Genomic DNA, 1,203 nt, shown 5'->3' on the forward strand with positions numbered 1-1,203 from the left:
GTGCAAGACTTTGAGTCCTTGTCTGCATAGTCAGCAAAGCTATGTGCGGATACGACCGATATACGTGGCTCCGAAGCCAAATATATACAGGTAAATCGGCAATACTTAAGGGAAATGACTTTTTTTAAAAGTCGTCCCTTAGGGTGAGTATTGCCGAAACTCTCTCAACCGTTTCCAAAGCCAAAGCACGAAGTGCGACGCTTTGGAGGCGAGTTGAGAAGTTGAGAGCACTTGCTTTTAGCTTTTATTGTGTTTAGTAGTCGAGGTAGTTGTTTTTACTTTTCTGCTTAGGCTATTCAGTTGAATGTTAAGAGAAGTCGTAACGCTAAGCCTATTAACACGATACCCATAAAAATTTCGAATAATCCTTTTTTCTTTAAGAATACATTTCTAATATTTTTAGTAGTAAATAAATACGCTACTAAAATAAACCATCCAGCATTTACCATGCACATCCAAATTCCATATAAAAATTGAACTTGCATAGGGGTATTTTGATTTACAACTGTTGTAAAAATTCCTAAGAAGAAAATTGTTGCTTTTGGATTTGTAGCATTTGTTATAAATCCTTTTAAGAATGCTGATTTTTTTGAAGTTAAGTCATTATTATTAATTGTTATTTCTGAATCATTTACGTTAGATTTCTCTTTTTTAAGATTACCTTTAATTAAGTTAATTCCTAGATATATTAGATATAAGGCAGATATTATTTTAACTGTATTAAATACAATAGCATTTGTTTGAATCAGTAATCCAAACCCTAAAATTGTATAAATTACATGGACTGAAATTCCTGCTCCTATACCTAAGGCTGTTATTGCTCCTATTTTTCTACCGTAAGAAATACTTTGTTGAACAACTACAGCGAAGTCTGGTCCCGGTGCTACAACTGCTAAAAAATGAATAATTGCTAAAAGTAGGAACTCATTAAAATAAATCATTGAAGTCTTTTGTCATATGAATTGAACGCAATCATAAATTAATATGGTAAACATCAACTAAACTTTAAGATTTTTTATTTTCATTACTTCTTTTATTTAACATTTCTTGTCCTAAATCTTTCCAAATTTGCCACTTCATATCATTTGGATCAATTTCAGCAGTTTTTATAAGTACTCCAAGCAATTCAGCAGGATCACGCTGATCTAGCTTAGCAATCTCAAAAAGTGCGCCTAATTGGATAAGGTGGCGTGTACGAGCTTT

The 1,203-nt window shown here is 32.6% G+C and carries 2 protein-coding genes; both read right to left on the bottom strand.

Annotated elements, in window-relative coordinates; genetic code table 11:
* Positions 1-296: 296 nt before the first annotated feature.
* Complete coding sequence (locus F890_RS17510; protein WP_005253921.1) at positions 297-941, bottom strand: LysE family translocator; 645 nt, start codon at positions 939-941, stop codon at positions 297-299.
* A gap of 64 nt (positions 942-1,005) precedes the next feature.
* On the bottom strand, positions 1,006-1,203 hold a 198-nt coding region (locus tag F890_RS17515; RefSeq protein WP_005268306.1), incomplete at its 5' end, for a conjugal transfer protein TraD.

Origin of the sequence: Acinetobacter sp. CIP 64.7, from assembly GCF_000369745.1 — a bacterium.
Classification (GTDB): domain Bacteria; phylum Pseudomonadota; class Gammaproteobacteria; order Pseudomonadales; family Moraxellaceae; genus Acinetobacter; species Acinetobacter fasciculus.